The sequence below is a fragment of the Pantoea sp. B270 genome, from assembly GCF_018726825.1.
Lineage (GTDB): Bacteria > Pseudomonadota > Gammaproteobacteria > Enterobacterales > Enterobacteriaceae > Pantoea > Pantoea dispersa.
The window spans coordinates 482,473-497,828 of record NZ_JAHCSX010000003.1 but is presented as its reverse complement, the minus strand read 5'-3'; the positions used below and the strand labels follow the sequence as shown (position 1 = coordinate 497,828).

Genomic DNA, 15,356 nt, shown 5'->3' with positions numbered 1-15,356 from the left:
CCCCCATGAAAAAGAATACCCGTTTTGCGTTTAACGCTTACCTGACGCAGCTGGCAAAACTCAACGGTGTGCCGGTCGAGGAGCTGTCGAGCAAATTTAATGTCGAGCCGTCTGTAGCGCAGACGCTGGAAGATACCATTCAGCAGTCAGCCGCCTTCCTGACGCTGATTAACGTGGTGCCAGTCACTGAACAGTCCGGCCAGCTGCTGGGGCTGGGCGTTGGCGGCTCCATTGCCGGCACCACTGATACCAGCACAAAAGACCGCGAGCCGGTCGATCCAACGGAAATGATCGGCACGGAATATAAGTGCGAGCAGACCAACTTTGATACCGCGCTGAACTACGCGAAGCTGGACATGTGGGCGAAGTTTCAGGACTTCCAGACCCGTATCCGCAACGCCATCGTGAAGCGGCAGGCGCTGGACCGAATCACCATCGGCTTTAACGGCGTTAAGCGCGCTAAAACCTCCAACCGCACCGAAAACCCCATGCTGCAGGACGTTAACAAAGGCTGGCTGCAGAAGCTGCGCGAAGACGCAGCGGATAACGTGATGGGCAGTATCACAAAGGACGGCGAAACAACCGCCGCGCCGGTGAAGGTCGGCAAGGGCGGCGTGTATCTCAACCTCGACGCGCTGGTGATGGACGCCGTAAACGAACTGATCGACCCGATTTTCCAGGACGACGACGGTCTTGTGGTGATCTGCGGACGCGAGCTGCTGTCCGATAAATATTTCCCGCTGGTAAACAACGAGCAGGACAACACCAACAAGCTTGCCGCCGATCTGATTATCAGCCAGAAACGCATGGGTGGCCTGCAGGCGGTGCGCGCGCCGTTCTTCCCGGCAAAAGCGGTGCTGATCACCCGCCTGGACAACCTGTCCATTTACTGGCAGGAGGAAACCCGCCGCCGCTCGGTTATCGATAACCCGAAACGCGACCGCATTGAGAACTTTGAATCAGTTAACGAGGCGTACGTGATTGAGGATATCCGTGGCCGGGCCGACGGGCGCGTATGAGTTTCACGCGAAAAGCGCCGACGGGCGGGTGCTGGACGTGTCCGCAACCAGCCCGGCGCCGGCGGAGGTGTTGATCACAGTGCTAAGCCGCGAGGACAACGGCACGGCAACAGCTGACTTACTGGCTACAGTGAACGCCGCGCTGAACGCCGAAAGCGTGCGTCCGGTGGCGGACCGCGTGACCACGCAGGCGGCAACCATTCACGATTACAGCGTTAAGGCGAAGCTGCACCTGTTCGACGGCGTGGCCGCCGGACCGTGCCTTGAGGCGGCAAACGAGAGGCTTGCCGCCTACCTTACCGAACAGAAAAAGCTGGGCCGCAGCGTGCGCCGGGAGTCTTACGGCGCGGTGCTGCGCGTGGCTGGCGTGGACTGGGTGGAAATGATCGAGCCGGCAGAGGACATCATTATGGACCGCACTCAGGCCGGCAACTGCACCGGCACCGACGTGTCAGTGGCCGTTGACGGGGTGGAGTCATGAGCAACAGCAGTCTGATGCCGCCCGGCTCGGCCACACTGGAGCGACGTCTGGCGGAGGCCTGCGCGGACATTTCCGGGCTGAACGTGCCGCTGCGCGAACTGTGGAATCCGCTCACCTGCCCGGTGAGTTTTCTTCCCTATCTTGCCTGGTCGTTTTCGGTGGACCGCTGGGACGAGGGCTGGGCGGAGAGCGTCAAGCGCAAGGTGGTGCAGGATGCTTTTTACATCCATCAGCACAAGGGAACCATCAGCGCGGTGCGCCGCGTGGTGGAGCCGTTCGGCTTCCTGATCCGCGTCATTGAGTGGTGGCAGAGCGACGACGCGCCCGGGACGTTTCGCCTTGATATCGGCGTGGAAGACCAGGGCATTACGGAAGAAACCTATCAGGAGCTGGAACGACTTATCAGCGACGCGAAGCCCTGCAGCCGCCATATGCTCGGCATGTCCATTAACCTGCAGAGCGCGGGCCGGTTCTGTACGGGCGCGGCCAGCTACGACGGCGACGATCTTACCGTTTACCCCTACACCCCCGACATTATCTCCGTCAGCGGCCCGGCGTATGCCGGCGCGGCGGTTCACGTAATTGACCTGCTGGAAGTGGGACCATGACACAGAAATTTTATGCAATTGTGACCAATCTCGGCGCGGCGAAGATTGCCAACGCCGTATCACTCGGCACCAAACTGAACATCACGCAGATGGCCGTCGGTGACGGCGGCGGCGCGCTGCCAGCCCCGAACGCCAGCCAGACAAAGCTGGTTAATGAGGTGCGCCGCGCGGCGCTTAACTCGCTGACCGTGGACGAGAACAACAGCAGCCAGATTATTGCCGAGCAGGTCATCCCGGAGACGGAAGGCGGATTCTGGATCAGGGAAATGGGCCTGTTTGACGCTGACGGCACGCTGATTGCGGTTTGCAACACGGCGGAAACCTATAAGCCGCAGCTGCAGGAGGGCAGCGGGCGCACGCAGCGCCTGCGCATGATGATCATTGTCAGCAGCACTGACGCGGTAACGCTTAAGGTAGACCCGGCTGTGGTACTGGCAACCCGGCAATATGTTGATAATGCCGTAATCGAGGTGAAGGCTTACGCTGATGGCGTGATGGAAAACCACGTCAAGAGCGCCAATCCGCATACTCAATACCCTTTAATCGGCAACGCGTTAAAAGAAATGGCCGATGCGGGGCTGCTGCCTGATGTTCTTAAAAACCTCGGTTTAACAGAAAAGTTTTCCGGCAGGTTTATTGACCGGAGATTTTTCACAACGCCGGGCAGCATCTCCTATAAGCCCACTAAGGGCACAAAGCGCATCAAGATTATCCTCACGGGCGGTGGCGCGCGTGGATACGGCTTTCTCGCATGGGGTTCAAACTTTACATCGCGTGGTGGAGGTGGCGGGGCCGGTGGCACAGTGATCGCCTGGCTAGACGTCGATGACACGAAAACGTATGCAGGGGTAGTTGGGCGCGGAGGTGACGACACGGTGACGCCGACCAGTTCCACATTCAACGCCGTTCTGACCGCTGGAAACGGGACATCTCCCTCAACAGGCAGCGATGGCGGCAAAGGCGGACTGGCAGTTGGCGGGGAGCTGAATATTCAGGGCGGTGATGGCAGTGATGCGCCTGGTCTGATTTCCGACACCACAAACGTTTACCGGGGTGGATCCGGGGATGGAGGTGTCAGCTACTGGGGAGGCGGCATCCGCTCAGGAGAAAAAGCAACTACGGGCCGTCAGGAAGGGTTCGGATCTGGTGGCGGTGGGGCAACCCGTTCAAACCCGTTTGTTGGTAATTTTGGCTGTCATGGCGTGATTTATCTTGAGGAGTACAGCTGATGAAAACGTATGCCCGCATTGAAGAGCAGCGCGTCGCGGAGATCGTTTCACTGGATGTTAAGCCGGAAAAGCTCTATCACCCTTCGCTGGTTTGGGTTGATATCAGCGCGCTTGAGACACCGCCGGACGTTAATTACCTCTATCGCGATGGCGTGTTCTCTGCGCCAGTGATTGAGGCTGAGGATCCCGTTTTCCTTGCTGCAAGCCGGCAGGCTGTTGAAATGGAAGAAGCCAGCCGGTTAATGGCACCATTGCAGGATGCGGTGGACATCGGCAAAGCAACGCAGGAGGAAATCGCCCGCCTCAATGAGTGGAAGGAATATCGCGTCATGCTGAACCGGATTGATACTACGAAAGCCCCGGATATTGACTGGCCTCAAAAGCCCGCCTGAGATAAAGCCCGCATTGCAGCGGGCTTGTTTGTTACTGGGGTTTAGGCGGCCAGGTGATGGCCGGCGCTTCCTCAACATTCACTGCCTGCACGTCCTGTATGTATTTCATCCATGCAACGAGTGACGCTTTATCCGTATCGGTGATCATCTCCAGACGCAGCTGTGTTTGCCATGCCTGCGTGATGGTATTCGCCTCAGAAATCAACGCGGCCTGCCGTTCTCCGGCCTCCCTGATAACAGCCGCTTTCTCTGCCGCAAGGTCTGTTACCCATTTTTCGCCATCCCATTTATCCCAGGCTGTTGCCGGTTCCAGCAGGGTGATTCCTGCCGGATAGTCACCTAACGCATCAATCAGGATTGCCGTACCGTCAGTGATGGAATAAACCGTTTCGCCGCGATGGTCGGCAACAACCTGCCAGTTGCCATCATGGTTAACAGGCACAAACCCGGCCTCAGTAGCAGGCGGCGCGATGATGCATGCGCTAGCGGGCAGTCCCACACCCTGCGCCAGAAACTCATCACTGGAGCCGGTAAACTCGCCACTCACCGCGTCGAAATTATAGATCGTCAATGTGCCGGCCGTTTTTGCCAGTCCATTATTATCAAGCGTGACCTTAGCCATTATGCAGCCCTCACGATGTAATTAAATGCCACATTTCGTGGGCGATTTTCAGCGGCAGTTGGAACCTGTCTGGATACATCCATAGCAGAAGTCATACCGTTCTGGCTTCCACTCTGCGGTGTCAGTACTGTTCCCGCAGCCAGTGCCACATCGAAGAAAACACCTGATGATGAACCACGATAAGCGTAATAATTCGAGCCCATTACCTGTCCAGTAATATTACGTATGGCATCGCCCTGGGCAGAGAGAATGGCACGACCTGTATCGACACCGCGTGCATCATCCCATCCGCGAATAAATTCACCACGCAGATCCGCGAGCTTCAGCCCCGGATAAGCCAGCGCGAGTTTCGGGTAAAGCGTGTCGCTGAAACTGGCCCCGTTACTTTTCAGAAAGACCATGCCGGCCATTGAAGGAAACAGCTCATTGGGCATTTTGGCGTGCGGCCACGGGAACGGCGATCCGATAACGGGTGCGCCTTCGCCCAAACCGAGGTTTAAGCGAATCAATGGCCTGGCCCCGTGATGGCCCGGACTGGCACACTCACGACCATTTGCGGAGATTGCAGCGTGCTGATTGGCTACATCAGGGTGTCAACAAATGACCAGAACACGGATTTACAGCGGATTGCGCTTCAGAGCGCAGATTGTGAGCTGATTTTCGAGGACAGGATCAGCGGAAAAACCCGTGATCGCCCCGGACTGAAAAAGGCGCTGCGTTGCCTGCAGGCCGGGGACACGCTGGTTGTCTGGAAGCTGGACAGGCTCGGGCGCAGCATGCGTCATCTGGTAATGCTGACGGAAGAACTGCGTGAACGCGGCGTTAATTTCCGCAGCCTGACCGACAGCATTGATACCAGCACGGCGATGGGGCGCTTTTTCTTTCACGTGATGGGGGCGCTTGCGGAAATGGAACGCGAGCTGATCGTAGAGCGAACCCGCGCTGGGCTGGCAGCTGCGCGGGAAAAAGGGCGCGTTGGGGGCCGCCGGCGGGTGATGACAGCGGACGTGACAGCCAGGGCTGAGCGGATGCTGGTTCAGGGGGCAACAATGCTGCAGGTTTCACTGGTGCTGGAAGTGTCAGTCAAAACACTATACCGCTATATTCCGGCGGCAAGACTAAGAGAGCTTAAGGACGAAAGCATTACAGATAAAAAAACGCCGCAACCTGACCAGGTATGTCGGGCGGAAAAATAAAGAAGTGAAATTCGCGACAGGATAAATCGCTGTGAGAGAATACCATTACTGCACAAATGGATAATGATTTGTTTGAATCGCGAAGATAAAGAACTTAACTGTCAGTAATGTGATTATTTCAGGGGCAAAAAAAACCGCGCTGGAGGGCGCGGCAGCAAACTAAAATGAAAACACAATTTCTTATTCAGGTAGATAAATATAACCGGTTTAACGGCATCGTCAAGGTGATGCAATGTTTTGAGAGGGTACACTACGCAGGATATCGGGTTACGGCAGGTGAGATGTTTCGCTGACAAATACCCCATTGCATGATTTGCGGGCGAGCTGATATGACAAGACTAAACACTGTCGAACTGATTTACTGGGCAAAAAAAACCGCGCCAGCGCGCGGATAAAATGGGGTAACGAAAACGTCGATCTTATTAGAATGCCCTATCAAGGCTAGTTTGTAGACTGGAAGCGTCAAGGGAAGCGGTTGCTGTCCTTTCGCGGCCTTCCAGGACGAAATGGCCGTGACTCACCGGCGGCACGCTGCTTTTCCTGCTCAATCCCTTTATCGTGTTTCTCAAGTAATTCCCGGCCCTGCTTCGTCAGCCTGTAGCGTTCCTTTTCCCTGAGCCACTCCTCACCGTGAAAATATTCAGCGAGGCCCATTGCCACCAGTTCTTCCCGAATAACAGGCCTGATACGCGCGGGAACCGAGCCTCTTTCCTGCAGTAGGGACAACAGGCGGTAATGTTTCGGGGCCAGTTTCATCGTTATTCTCCCGTTTAACATTTCCCTCATAGTTAAAGTATTGAAGAGGGTTATCAATCGGATTCAGGGGGAATAATCCCTGAATCGGTCCATTCTTAATTTGTACCAGCGGGTACGGCAGTTACTCCGGAGTCGCGGATAATTGTGTGAGCCCTCACACAACACTACTCAGATGCGCCATCTGCAATGAGGCACGACCATAGCGGAACCCCTTAACAGGAGAACCGCCACATGGCACAGGATTATCATCACGGCGTGCGCGTTGAGGAAATCAACGAGGGCATGGCCATCGCTTTACCTTGGCTGACCGCGACGCCTACACCGGCGTGATCGCCAGCTGGCTGCACACCCGCGAGCCGGAAAAAAAGCCGGAAGCGAAGGTGAAGCGCCGGCGCAAAGCCACGGCCAGAAAAAAGGAGCCGGAAGCGAAGCAGGGGGATTATCTGATCGGAACGGATGAAAACGTGCTGGTGCTGAGCCGGACCTATGCCAACCGGAGCAACGCAGAGCGCGCCGCCAAAATGCAGTGGGAACGGCTGCAGCGTGGCGTGGCGTCTTTCTCGCTGCAGCTGGCGCGGGGGCGCGCAGATCTCTACACAGAAATGCCGGTGAAAGTCAGTGGGTTTAAGCAGGCTATCGATACGGCTGAATGGATTATCACGACCCTGACGCATAGCCTGAGTACAGACAGCGGGTATACAACCAGTATCGAATTGGAAGTGAAAATTGAATCATTAGATATGGGATGATAAGTATCTCAAATGGGTTTTTGCGTGTATGATTCATCCAAAATGAGGTTGTGTGAGGTGTATATAAATGATGAATTGTCCTCTGTGCGGGAACGCGGCCCACACAAGAAGTAGTTTCCAGGTCTCAAAAACCACTAAAGAGCGATACAACCAGTGCCAGAACATAAACTGCAGCTGCACGTTCAAATCCCATGAAACTGTCTCAGAGATTATCATGAGTCCCGGCAAGGTAAAGCCGGTACCACCGCACCCCGACAGAAATCAGCAGGGCGGTTTATGGCTGTAAGATATGGGCCCGCATTGTCGGGCCTATAATTTAATAATTCGAGCTTCAATAAATGCTTTAGTTTCATCAGAATTCAATTGCCCCACCTGTTTGCATTCCTTCCCCCTCCTTTGAACTCAAAACCCTGATCTTGTCTCGAATTCCAGATACGCATAGACGTTATAGTTTTTTCGTCCCACGGATGAAGGAATATGGTGTCACAGATGCTCGAGAAAAAACGAAGGGCTGTTTCGTTGTTAACTTCGGGTTTTGTTATGCTGAGTACAAGGATGCCATTTCGCAGAACGTAGTTATCATATTGGAAAGTTTTGAGTGTCTTTTCTACGTAGTCAGGTATTGGAGATGCTAATGCGCTTAGCGCTGGCAACATAATCAGCGCCAGTAGAAGTCTTTTCATGATCGCACCTTTATGTGGAGATTAGCCGGAAACTCTGCTGCCATTTTGCTGCCAACGACTCATAGAACAAATAAAAAAACCACCATGGAAGGTGGTTTAACTTGCTGATTTTAAAGCTAAAATTTGGTGGCCCCTGCTGGGTTTGAACCAGCGACCAAGCGATTATGAGTCGCCTGCTCTAACCACTGAGCTAAGGGGCCAGCGGAGCGGGGATTATAAAGTATCTCGGTGGGGCGATCCAGCGTTGCGCAATCGGTTGGTGAAAATTCCCGCAATCACTGAGTCCTTGATCTCACAGCAAAAAATCCCGCAACCCTGACAGATGCGCGCAATAAGCGCCCACTGCTGTCGCGTTTTTGAGACAAGGCTTGCTGCTGCCTTGTCTCAGGATGCGCAGGTTCAGCGATAGCGCGTGGCGGGCTTATTCAGCGAGACAAACGGCAGGATGGCGCCGCGCGCCTGCTCAAAGCTTTGCCACAGGCCCATATCTTCTACCGAAGGGATAGTGATCGCTTCGCCGTCATCAAGACCGCGCAGCGCGGCGGCGACTAAATCGTCTACCTCCATCACCATCTCTGCCGGCAGGTCATCCACCGAGCGCCCGGTGCGCTGAAAGATCTCGGTGCGCGTCAGGCCCGGCAGCAGTGCCTGCACGCGTACGTTATGGCCCGCCAGCTCACGCTGCATATTCCGCGTCAGCGAGAGCACAAAAGCTTTCGTCGCATTGTAGGCCCCGTTTGCCTGCTCGTTAACCAGCGCCAGTACCGACGCCACGTTCACGATGGTGCCCGCGTTGCGGCTGCGGAAAACCTGCGCAGCCGTGTGAGAGAGCTGCGTCAGCGCCACCACATTCAGTGCCAGCATGGTTTGCGTCTGGTCGATGCTGGCGTCGATAAACTCGCCTTCCACCGTCATGCCCGCATTGTTGATCAGCGTAGTAATACGCGTATTGTTCCGCAGCTCGCTATCAATACGCGCCAGATCCTCATGGCGCGTCAGATCTGCAGCCAGCACGCTGACTTCAACGCCGTGCGCCTCACGCAGCGACTGCGCCAGTGCGCTCAGACGTGCAGCATCGCGCGCCACCAGAATCAGGTCGTTGCCGCGTGCGGCCAGCTGTTTAGCGTAAGTTGCGCCGATACCGCTGGAGGCGCCGGTGATTAAAGCCAGTTGGTGTGACATGGAAAAGCCCTCTGTATGATGGTCGTCATATTGGTGCTGATAATATGACGACCATCATATCCATCGTCAAGCTGGAATATGACGATCGTAATAATTACACTGATTGCCATTAACGATGAGCAGGGTAACAACCGATGGAAAAGCTAAGCCATAAGGCGCGCACGCGGCAGCGCATTCTGGAAGAAGCGGCGGTAGTGATGCGCGAATGCGGCACCGAAGGCATTGGCGTGGCAGCGCTGATGAAGCGCGTTGGCCTGACGCACGGTGGGTTTTATGCGCACTTTGCCTCGCGTGAAGCGCTGGTCGAAGCGGTGATTAGCGAGATGTTTGCCGACTCGGCGCAGCGTTTTGCCGCCGTGCTGGCGATTGAGGATCCGGCCGAACGGCTGAACCAGTGGATCGACCGCTATCTGTCGGACCAGCACTGTGGCGCGCCGGGCGAGGGCTGCCCGATACCGGCGCTGGTCAGCGAAGTGGCGCATTTACCGCCGGATGCGCGGGCGCTGTTTTCAGCGAAGCGCGAAGCGGTGCGGCGTCAGCTGGTACAGGCGCTGCAGCAGCTGGGACATGCGCAGGCGGAGAGCATCGCCAGCAGCATGCAGGCCGAAATGGTCGGTGCGCTGGCGCTGGCGCGCGCCTGTACTGACGAGGCGGAAGCGCGCCAGATGCTGGAGGTGACGCGTCAGGCAGTCAAACTGCGCGCCGGGCTGGTGACAGCATGAGCGATCACGACATCCGCGACATCATCGCGCCCGATTTGCAGGTGCTGTTTTGCGGCATCAATCCGGGCAAATCCTCGGCGCATACCGGCTTTCACTTTGCGCATCCCGGCAACCGCTTCTGGAAGGTGATTCATCAGGCCGGATTTACCCGCGAGCAGTTGCTGCCGGAGCAGGAACAGCGGCTGCTGGAGACCGGCTGCGGAATCACCATGCTGGTTGAGCGCCCCACCATTCAGGCCAGCGAGCTGGCGGGCGCGGAGCTGCGTGACGGCGGCGCGCGTCTGCAGGAAAAGGTGCTGCGCTATCAGCCGCGCGCGCTGGCGGTGCTGGGTAAGGATGCGTTTCAGAAGGCATTTCGTCAGCGCAACGTGGCGTGGGGCGAGCAGCCGCAGTTGCTGGGCGAAACCCGCTTATGGGTGCTACCTAATCCCAGCGGATTAAACCGCGCTTCGCTGGAGGAGATGGTCGCCGCTTATCGCCAGCTTCATGATTGGTTACAGAATAAGGCGTGAGCTGGCTCTGTTTCATCAGGTAATAACGTTGTTCATCGTTTTGTTTCTGGCTAAACCGGATGCTCCACGCAAAAAAAGGAGCAGGGAGATGAAGCAACGCACCATGGTTCTGGCGGCACTGCTGCTGGCGGCGCAACCGGGCGTCCAGGCCGCAACGCTGAAGGTATTCAGTTCCGGCGGTATGTACCCGGTGATTGAAAGCCTGAAGCAGGATTATCAGCAGCAGAGCGGTGACAGCATTGAGCTGGAAGCGGCGCCGTCGATGGGTGATACGCCACAGGCGATTCCGAATCGCCTCAAACGCCATGAAAGCGCGGATGTGCTGGTGATGGTGGATTACGCCATCAAGCCGCTGGAGCAGGCGAAATGGGTGGATAGCGCCAGCCATCAGGTGCTGGCGCACTCTTACATCGCCATGGCGGTGAAGCAGGGCACCACGCCGCCGGATATCAGTACCGTCGCGAAGTTCAAACAGGTGCTGACCTCTGCCTCAAGTATCGCTGTGTCTGACAGCGCCAGCGGCAAGTATATTCAGAGCAAGATGCTGGATAAGCTGCAACTGGGCCCGAAAACGGCGGCGAAAATCACCGTGATTCCGGCCACGCCGGTGGGTGAGGCGGTCGCGCAGGGCAAAGCCGAGCTGGGCTTCCAGCAGAACAGCGAGCTGAAGGCGGTGAAAGGCATTACTATCGTGGGACTGATTCCGCCGGCGGCACAGCAGGATACGCTGTACGGTGCGGTGATCACGCGCAGCAGCCAGCAGCAGGCCGCGGCGAAGTTCGTGAAATACCTGCAGAGCGACAAGGCGCGCAGCGTGATGCAGGAGAAAGGGCTGACGCCATACTGAAGACAATAAAAAACCCCGGCTAGCCGGGGTTTTTACTGACCAGGACGATTAATCGTCGAGGAAGCTACGCAGCACTTCCGAGCGGCTCGGATGGCGCAGTTTACGCAGCGCTTTGGCTTCAATCTGACGGATACGCTCACGCGTTACGTCAAACTGTTTGCCCACCTCTTCCAGCGTGTGGTCGGTGTTCATATCGATACCGAAACGCATACGCAGGACTTTGGCTTCACGCGCGGTCAGGCCAGCCAGCACATCGTGGGTGGCAGAACGCAGGCTTTCCGAGGTCGCGGAATCCAGCGGCAGCTCCAGCGTAGTGTCTTCGATAAAGTCGCCCAGATGCGAATCTTCATCATCACCAATCGGCGTCTCCATGGAGATCGGCTCTTTAGCGATTTTCAGCACCTTACGGATTTTATCTTCCGGCATCAGCATGCGCTCAGCCAGCTCTTCCGGCGTTGGCTCGCGGCCCATCTCCTGCAGCATCTGGCGCGAAATACGGTTGAGTTTGTTAATGGTCTCAATCATATGCACCGGAATACGGATGGTACGCGCCTGGTCGGCGATGGAACGGGTGATAGCCTGACGGATCCACCAGGTGGCGTAAGTTGAGAACTTATAGCCACGGCGATATTCAAACTTATCCACCGCTTTCATCAGACCGATGTTGCCTTCCTGAATCAGGTCGAGGAACTGCAGGCCACGGTTGGTGTACTTCTTGGCGATGGAGATCACCAGACGCAGGTTAGCCTCAACCATCTCTTTCTTCGCACGACGCGCTTTGGCTTCGCCGATCGACATCCGACGGTTGATGTCTTTCACCTGCTCAATGGTCAGGCCGGTCTCTTCTTCGATCTGCAGCAGTTTCTGCAGCGAACGCATGACATCTTCTTCCACTTCCTGCAGTTTTTCTGACCACGGCTTATTCATGGCCAGTGCCGCTTTGAACCAGCTCTCACTGGTTTCATTACCGGTAAACAGGGTGATGAAGTTTTTCTTCGGCATTTTGCACAGTTCAACACACAGCTTCATGATCAGGCGCTCTTGCGTGCGCACGCGCTCCATCATTTCACGCATGTTGTTCACCAGGTAATCGAACTGCTTCGGTACCAGGCGGAACTGTTTGAACACTTCAGAGAGATTATTAATCTCGGCCACGGCGTCCGCATGGCTGCGGCCTTTGGCTTTGATCACGTTGCGCGTAGTTTCGTACTGCGTACGCAGGTCGTTAAACTTCTCGCGCGCCAGTTCCGGATCGATAGAGTTATCGTCGTCGGAGCTGTCGTCGTCGCTCTCTTCGTCTTCCTCTTCGTCGTCGTCGCGGTCTTCTTCTGACAGCTCAGAACCGACGTGGGTCGCGGTTGGCGCCAGATCTTCCTCGGCGTTCGGATCGACGAAACCGGTGATCAGGTCAGACAGGCGTGACTCGCCCGCTTCAACGCGATCGTACTGATCGAGCAGGTAGGTGATTGCTTCCGGGTATTCGGCGACAGAGCATTGCACCTGGTTGATACCGTCTTCGATACGCTTGGCGATGTCGATTTCGCCTTCACGCGTCAGCAGTTCAACGGTACCCATTTCACGCATGTACATGCGTACCGGGTCGGTGGTACGGCCAATTTCAGATTCAACGCTGGATAATACCTGAGCGGCAGCTTCCGCGGCATCTTCGTCAGTATCGGTGCTGTTTTCATTCAGCATCAGATCATCGGCATCAGGGGCTTCTTCCACCACCTGAATACCCATATCGTTGATCATTTGGATGATGTCTTCGATCTGATCGGAGTCGACGATATCTTCCGGCAGATGGTCATTGACCTCAGCATAGGTCAGATAGCCCTGCTCCTTACCACGGGTGACAAGCAGCTTAAGCTGTGACTGCGGGTTTTGCTCCATAAGACGGTATCCACACTTCTGTTAATTAGATTGGTGTCGGTCGGCAGCGAGCCAACTATAACAGTGAAGGCGTTGTATTTTTGCCGCTGCCTTCAACGCGGCCAGGGCTTTGGCCCATCGTAAATCGGCACTTAAGCCGCTTAATATTCTGTCCGGCGCTAACTTACTTGCCATTTTCAATGCTGGCAGTGCTTCCAATCCTCACGTACGCCAGTACGCTCCGGTTGCTGCGCGCTGGCAGCCTTGAAACTGACAGCGACGTTAACGCCTCTGGTATTTATGCATTGCTTCCGGCTTCGCTTACAGCGTCCATAAACCAGAAACATCAGGCAAGAACGGCGGCGTTATCAGCCTTCATCATTCTGACCCGGTAAAATCTTATTTTTTGGCTAATGCCTGGCTTAATGCCCAGAATTCACGGCGTTCGGCGGCGCTCAGGCCTTCCGTCCGGTCGCGCGCAATCAGTGCTTCGAGGCGCTGCTCCAGCGCAGCATCATAGATGCTTGCCAGCGAGTCCTGGAACACTTCTTCCGCTTCGTCATCTACGATCATGTGGTTCCAGGTGGCCAGTGTTTCAAGGGGCTGGCTAAATTCTGTCCCGCGATATAACTCTAGTAGCTGTCCGGTGGTCAGGCCAGGATTCTCAGTACAACGGCGGACTAACTCCACAAACAGCGGCAATCCCGCTAATTTAGACTGCTCCAGCCCGTCCAGCGCAGGCACGATGGCGGCAAATTGCGGATTCTGCACCAGCAACGCAATCAGCACGCGCATGGTGGTGCGTTTCATCGGCGGCGCCACCGGCGCGGTACCGCTTTCCGCCTGCTTCGGCATCAGCTTGTCTAACTGGTTATCGTCCAGAATGCCGAGTTTATTACCCAGCGTCTGACGCATATAAATCCGCAGCGTTTCACCCGGAATCTGGCTGATCAGCGGCAGCGCCAGCGTCGCCAGCTTGGTACGGCCGTCGCGCGTACTCAGATCCACCTGCGGCATCAGGCTGTCGAACAGAAACGTGGAGAGCGGCATAGCCTGCTCCATCCGTGCTTCGAACGCTGCTTTGCCCTCTTTACGCACCAGGGTATCCGGGTCTTCGCCGTCGGGCAAAAACATAAAGCGTAGCTGACGACCGTCATTCATGTAAGGCAATGCGGTTTCCAGTGCACGCCATGCGGCTTCACGACCGGCGCGGTCGCCGTCGTAGCAGCAGATCACGTTATCGGTCGAGCGGAACAAAAGCTGGATATGTTCCGCTGTGGTCGAGGTGCCCAGCGAGGCGACAGCATAATCAATGCCGAACTGCGCCAGCGCAACCACGTCCATATAGCCTTCCACCACCAGCAGACGTGCCGGTTGCGGATGATTTTTTTGCGCTTCATACAGGCCGTATAACTGGCGGCCTTTATGGAAAATCGGTGTTTCCGGTGAGTTCAGGTACTTGGGCGTATCGTTGCCCAGCACGCGGCCACCAAAACCAATCACGCGTCCGCGCTTGTCGCGAATCGGAAACATCACGCGATCGCGGAAACGATCGTAGGTACGACCGCTGTCATTGCTGACCAGCATGCCCGCTTCCATCAGCGATTCACGATCTTCTTTCTGCTGACCGAAACGCTTCAGCACGTTGTCCCAGCCGGCTGGCGCATAGCCAATAGCAAAGTGATCGATCACCTGCTGGCTCAGCCCGCGTGTGGCGAGATACTGTTGTGCTGATTTCGCCTGCGGATTGCGCAGGCTCTGCTGATAAAAGCTGTCTAAACCTTCCAGCAGCTGATACAGGCTCTGGCGCTGGTGACGCTCCATCGGGCTCGGACCGTTGCCCGCTTCGTACGGCACTTCTAAGCCGTGCTGCGTGGCAAGCTCCTCAACGCTTTCGACGAAATCCAGGCGATCGTGATTCATCAGGAAGTCGATGGCGTTGCCTTTGGCACCACAGCCAAAGCAGTAGTAGAACTGCTTTTCACCGCTTACGGTGAAAGAGGGGGTTTTTTCGTTATGGAAAGGACAGCACGCGTGATAGTTCTTACCCTGCTTTTTCAGCTTAACGCGGGCATCGATAAGATCCACGATGTCCGTGCGGGCAAGTAAATCATTGATAAATACGCGTGGAATTCGTCCAGCCATAAGCCCCGGTTTTTCAGCTCATAAACGGCAACAAGCCGCGCTTCCTTTCGGAAAGCACGGCCTCTTACTTGACTCTGTCTGCGTTTAACACGCGGCGGAAGCGAACTTCCGAAAAGAAATTAGTACAGACGAGTGCGGCGTGCGTTTTCGCGAGCCAGTTTCTTGGCGTGACGCTTAACAGCAGACGCTTTAGCGCGCTTACGTTCAGTCGTTGGTTTTTCATAGAACTCACGACGACGAACTTCAGCCAGAACGCCTGCTTTCTCGCAGGAACGCTTGAAGCGACGCAGTGCTACGTCGAATGGCTCGTTTTCACGTACTTTAATTACCGGCATGTAACT

At 55.9% G+C, this 15,356-nt stretch carries 16 protein-coding genes, 1 tRNA gene and 2 pseudogenes; 11 read left to right on the top strand and 8 right to left on the bottom strand.

Annotated elements, in window-relative coordinates; genetic code table 11:
- Positions 1–5 precede the first annotated feature (5 nt).
- The 5 genes and pseudogenes from KOL70_RS21735 to KOL70_RS21715 all read left to right on the top strand — a co-directional run bounded on the left by KOL70_RS21735 (position 6) and on the right by KOL70_RS21715 (position 3,729).
- Positions 6–1,019, top strand: coding sequence for a phage major capsid protein, P2 family (locus KOL70_RS21735; RefSeq protein ID WP_215481579.1), 1,014 nt, complete (start codon positions 6–8; stop codon positions 1,017–1,019).
- Positions 988–1,500 (top strand): annotated as a pseudogene (locus tag KOL70_RS21730) (baseplate J/gp47 family protein); the annotation flags it as partial. The gene KOL70_RS21735 and the pseudogene KOL70_RS21730, both read left to right, overlap by 32 nt.
- Positions 1,497–2,108, top strand: coding sequence for a phage tail protein I (locus tag KOL70_RS21725; RefSeq protein WP_215481578.1), 612 nt, complete (start codon positions 1,497–1,499; stop codon positions 2,106–2,108). The pseudogene KOL70_RS21730 and the gene KOL70_RS21725, both read left to right, overlap by 4 nt.
- Entirely contained in the window at positions 2,105–3,337 is a 1,233-nt protein-coding gene (locus KOL70_RS21720) for a phage tail protein (RefSeq protein ID WP_215481577.1), read from the top strand. The genes KOL70_RS21725 and KOL70_RS21720 overlap by 4 nt, the downstream gene beginning before the upstream one ends.
- Positions 3,337–3,729, top strand: coding sequence for a tail fiber assembly protein (locus KOL70_RS21715; protein WP_215481576.1), 393 nt, complete (start codon positions 3,337–3,339; stop codon positions 3,727–3,729). The genes KOL70_RS21720 and KOL70_RS21715 overlap by 1 nt, the downstream gene beginning before the upstream one ends.
- 31 nt (positions 3,730–3,760) lie before the next feature.
- Here KOL70_RS21715 and KOL70_RS21710 read toward each other — a convergent pair whose 3' ends face one another.
- Both KOL70_RS21710 and KOL70_RS21705 read right to left on the bottom strand, forming a co-directional pair.
- A complete protein-coding gene (locus KOL70_RS21710) occupies positions 3,761–4,351 on the bottom strand; it encodes a tail fiber assembly protein (RefSeq protein ID WP_215481575.1) in 591 nt (196 codons plus the stop codon).
- Positions 4,351–4,860 carry a phage tail protein gene (locus KOL70_RS21705; protein WP_215481574.1) on the bottom strand — a complete coding sequence of 170 codons (510 nt, stop codon included), beginning with the start codon at positions 4,858–4,860 and terminating at the stop codon, positions 4,351–4,353. Before KOL70_RS21705 ends, KOL70_RS21710 begins: the two co-directional genes overlap by 1 nt.
- Positions 4,861–4,920: 60 nt before the next feature.
- On the opposite strand from KOL70_RS21705, the gene KOL70_RS21700 reads away from it, so the two are divergent.
- Positions 4,921–5,547: a recombinase family protein gene (locus KOL70_RS21700; protein WP_215481573.1), complete on the top strand. Its 627-nt coding sequence runs from the start codon at positions 4,921–4,923 to the stop codon at positions 5,545–5,547.
- A gap of 462 nt (positions 5,548–6,009) precedes the next feature.
- On the opposite strand, the gene KOL70_RS21695 is transcribed toward KOL70_RS21700, so the two are convergent.
- The gene (locus KOL70_RS21695; RefSeq protein WP_215481572.1) at positions 6,010–6,303 is read right to left on the bottom strand and encodes a hypothetical protein; all 294 of its coding nucleotides are present in this window, start codon (positions 6,301–6,303) and stop codon (positions 6,010–6,012) included.
- Positions 6,304–6,581: 278 nt separating this feature from the next.
- Between KOL70_RS21695 and KOL70_RS21690 the strand changes: the two are divergent.
- Positions 6,582–7,052: pseudogene (locus KOL70_RS21690) on the top strand (contractile injection system protein, VgrG/Pvc8 family); the annotation flags it as partial.
- 67 nt (positions 7,053–7,119) lie between these two features.
- On the top strand, positions 7,120–7,338 hold the full coding sequence (locus tag KOL70_RS21685) for an ogr/Delta-like zinc finger family protein (RefSeq protein ID WP_166720171.1): 219 nt from the start codon (positions 7,120–7,122) through the stop codon (positions 7,336–7,338).
- 521 nt (positions 7,339–7,859) lie between these two features.
- On the opposite strand, the gene KOL70_RS21680 is transcribed toward KOL70_RS21685, so the two are convergent.
- Positions 7,860–7,935: transfer RNA gene (locus tag KOL70_RS21680), tRNA-Ile, on the bottom strand.
- A gap of 199 nt (positions 7,936–8,134) precedes the next feature.
- Positions 8,135–8,917, bottom strand: a complete 783-nt coding sequence (locus KOL70_RS21675) for an SDR family oxidoreductase (protein WP_215481571.1) — start codon at positions 8,915–8,917, stop codon at positions 8,135–8,137.
- A gap of 134 nt (positions 8,918–9,051) precedes the next feature.
- Between KOL70_RS21675 and KOL70_RS21670 the strand changes: the two genes are divergently transcribed.
- The 3 genes from KOL70_RS21670 to KOL70_RS21660 all read left to right on the top strand — a co-directional run bounded on the left by KOL70_RS21670 (position 9,052) and on the right by KOL70_RS21660 (position 10,998).
- On the top strand, positions 9,052–9,639 hold the full coding sequence (locus KOL70_RS21670) for a TetR/AcrR family transcriptional regulator (RefSeq protein WP_021509633.1): 588 nt from the start codon (positions 9,052–9,054) through the stop codon (positions 9,637–9,639).
- Complete coding sequence (gene mug / locus KOL70_RS21665) at positions 9,636–10,151, top strand: G/U mismatch-specific DNA glycosylase (protein ID WP_152390417.1); 516 nt, start codon at positions 9,636–9,638, stop codon at positions 10,149–10,151. The genes KOL70_RS21670 and mug overlap by 4 nt, the downstream gene beginning before the upstream one ends.
- Before the next feature lie 88 nt (positions 10,152–10,239).
- The gene (locus tag KOL70_RS21660; protein ID WP_215481570.1) at positions 10,240–10,998 is read left to right on the top strand and encodes a substrate-binding domain-containing protein; all 759 of its coding nucleotides are present in this window, start codon (positions 10,240–10,242) and stop codon (positions 10,996–10,998) included.
- A 48-nt stretch (positions 10,999–11,046) separates the two neighbouring features.
- Here the strand turns inward: KOL70_RS21660 and rpoD are convergent, their stop codons facing one another.
- The 3 genes from rpoD to rpsU all read right to left on the bottom strand — a co-directional run bounded on the left by rpoD (position 11,047) and on the right by rpsU (position 15,350).
- Positions 11,047–12,891 (bottom strand): RNA polymerase sigma factor RpoD, encoded by a 1,845-nt coding sequence (rpoD, locus tag KOL70_RS21655; protein ID WP_058759769.1) that lies wholly within the window; start codon positions 12,889–12,891, stop codon positions 11,047–11,049.
- A 378-nt stretch (positions 12,892–13,269) separates the two neighbouring features.
- Positions 13,270–15,015: a DNA primase gene (gene dnaG, locus KOL70_RS21650; protein WP_021509629.1), complete on the bottom strand. Its 1,746-nt coding sequence runs from the start codon at positions 15,013–15,015 to the stop codon at positions 13,270–13,272.
- A gap of 119 nt (positions 15,016–15,134) precedes the next feature.
- Positions 15,135–15,350 (bottom strand): 30S ribosomal protein S21, encoded by a 216-nt coding sequence (gene rpsU, locus KOL70_RS21645; protein ID WP_001144069.1) that lies wholly within the window; start codon positions 15,348–15,350, stop codon positions 15,135–15,137.
- Positions 15,351–15,356 lie beyond the last annotated feature (6 nt).